At 36.1% G+C, this 3029-nt stretch carries 1 protein-coding gene; it reads left to right on the forward strand.

All coding sequences use genetic code 11. The annotated features are described in order from the left end of the window. Window positions 1–607 precede the first annotated feature (607 nt). On the forward strand, window positions 608–2848 hold the full coding sequence (locus D6734_11105; GenBank protein ID RMF92955.1) for a DNA polymerase II: 2241 nt from the start codon (window positions 608–610) through the stop codon (window positions 2846–2848). Window positions 2849–3029 lie beyond the last annotated feature (181 nt).

Below are 3029 nucleotides of genomic sequence, written 5' to 3' on the forward strand. Positions count from 1 at the left end.
AATATCATAAAGCCATTTATTGATGAGATTGCGAGTACATTAAAGAAAATGAATAAAGAGAAAAATATATCTGAATAATTTGTGAATACCCAATCAATAAGTAATCTTTAATTGTTTTTCCCGTTTTTCTACTGAGGGAAAACAAATTTTTATTATTTTAAATTTCCTTTTTTAATCTCTTGCACATAGAATTGTTATTCTTGATACAAAAAATCAGGCCAACAGGCAACTTAAATGATAACATCATATCCACGAACTGCTCATATTCCATTATCATTTTTTATCTTTTTCCGGCACCATTTTTTCATACTCAGACTTACCTTTTGTATCAATATTTCAATGCTCTTTATCATTGACCTTCTTCCAAAGAAAAAAGAGCTGGAATTTTTTTGCGAAAGGTGACCGGAGAGAGATTGATTATGGATTACCCAAAAAAAATTAAATTCAAGATTTTTTTAAATGCATAAATCGATTAGTGGGAAAATAACTTGCAAAGTTTTCTCTTAGGTATGAACTTATATCCCATATTGAAAAAATGAAGATGTGAGTAGACAAAAAAATCTAACAGATGTAAATTAAATTCGTATTTTGAGCGTATAGAGTAGCTATGAAAAATATAGAGTTTGAACAGAACAAAATCCTCTTTGGCAGAGACGACGAGGATTCAATAGTTGCCGTTGAATTTGTCGATGACTGCAAAGTCGAGATATTTACCCGTAGAGATGGGAAAATATCATCACGAAAAGAGTTCTTCGACCCCTTTATCCTGCTGGAAAAGGAGGATTATCTCGTTGGATTGAATGAAAAATATGATGTGCAAAAACTAAAAGGAGATAATTTCTTCAAATATTTGGTAAGGTTCAAATCTTGGCGTTCTCTTGAAAAAGCAAAAAAGCATTTTCAAAAAGCTTCGGGGAAGCCGCCATCGAGCCCACAAGCACCATATATGTTTCTAAATGACCCAGTCCACCAGTATCTTCTTTTGACAGGAAAAACTTTGTTCAATGGTATGGCAATGTCAGATATTCATCGATTACAGATTGATATAGAGACTTATTGTGAAAAGGGATTTGAATTCTCTAATCCGGCTCGAAAGGCGGACCGCATTGTTTCGATTGGGCTTTCAGATAATCGGGGTTGGAGTTATGTAATCGACGGCTCAAAGAAAAAAGAACCGGAAATGCTTGAAGAACTCAATGATATTATTCAGGAAAAAGACCCAGATGTAATCGAAGGACATAATATATTTAAGTTTGATTTAGACTACATAAAAGTTCGTGCCGGAATGCATAAAGTGAAATTGAATTGGGGCAGGGGAGGTATAGAACCCAAATCCCATAATTCACGAGTTACTTTTGCTGAAAGGGCAATCGATTATACAAAGTGGGAAATTTATGGAAGGCACATCATTGATACATGGCTTCTTTCTCAGGCATACGATATTTCGGCTCGAGAGTTGGATGAATATGGATTGAAAAGCGTTGCACAACATTTAGGAGTTGCCTCACCAGATAGAGTTTATATTGAAGGGAAAAGGATTTCTGAAGTTTTCGATACAAATCCTGAAGAATTGATTAAGTATAATCTCGATGATGTTGCTGAAACAAAGGCATTAGCTGAAATATTTGGAGAGGGATATTTCATCGAAGCAAAGATATTCCCATACTCATATCAGAATGTAATTGTGAGGGGCAACGCCACAAAAATCAATTCTCTTTTTCTAAGAGAATATCTCTATCACTCCTATTCTATTCCTCAAATTCCGGAAGAGAAGAGCAATATTGAAGGCGGTTATACAGATATCTTCATTACAGGTGTAGTAAAGCATGTGCTTCACTGCGATGTCAGGTCTCTATATCCCTCATTGATGTTGAATTTCAACATCTTTCCACGCAAAGACACGTTGAAGATATTTCCTTCGTTGCTCAAAGATTTGCGCGATTTCAGGGTGAAAGCAAAGGAGATGTCATTGAAGGAGAAGGATGAAGCCAAAAGAAACTATTACAATGCCCTGCAAAGTGAATTCAAGATTCTGATTAATTCCTTCTACGGTTATTTAGCCGCTTCCTTTTCTAATTTTGCTGATTATGAAAAAGCGGCTGAGGTAACTGCAAAGGGACGCAGTATTATCAAGCAGATGATTAAATGGCTGAAAGAGAGAGGATGCAAACCGGTTGAAGTGGATACTGATGGTATCTATTTTGTGCCGCCGGAGAATATAAAAACTGAAGATGATGAGGAGAAGCTGATAAAAGAGCTTTCCAAGTCTCTTCCCAAGGGGATTGAAGTTGAATTTGATGGCAGATACAAGGCAATGTTTAGCTACAAAATGAAAAACTATGCTTTGCTTGACCATAATGGGAAATTATCAATCAAAGGTTCCGGCTTGAAATCTCGGGGTATGGAAAAATATCTCAGACAATTTCTACATGATATGATTTATCTCCTTCTGACAGGCGAAAGCAGTCAATGTGAGGAACTATACAATGAATATATCAAAAAGATCAGAGAACACCGATTTGATATTGAAATGCTCGCAAAGACGGAAACTCTTGCAATTTCTCCTGAATCCTATAGGCAGAAGATTGCTGATAAGAAGCGCAATCAAGCGGCATCCTATGAACTTGCTATAAAGTCAGGACGAAACTATCAGGCAGGCGACCAGGTGTCCTTTTATGTGACAGGCACGAAGAAGAAAGTTACAGTATATGATAACTGTAAATTGGCATCAGAGTGGGATAGAAATGCCCCTGATGAAAATGTGGAATACTACTGCCAGAAACTCACCGACCTCTACAAAAAATATCTCCCCTTCATCAAAGAATCTTCACAGAAGGAGATGTTTTGATATTTATTCATACAATATATAGCATGCTATTAGTTTGTTGAGCGATGACTACATCTGTTATTAAACCTCTAACTAGACAACACACTCTCGCATTTCATCTTATCAAAATGCTTGTCTCCTAATCAGAGGAATTAGTAAAAAACAAAGTAGTTAAAGACGACATTGAATCCTTCTTTTGTAT

It is taken from the genome of Candidatus Schekmanbacteria bacterium (assembly GCA_003695725.1).
In the GTDB taxonomy this organism is placed as follows: Bacteria; Schekmanbacteria; GWA2-38-11; order GWA2-38-11; family J061; genus J061.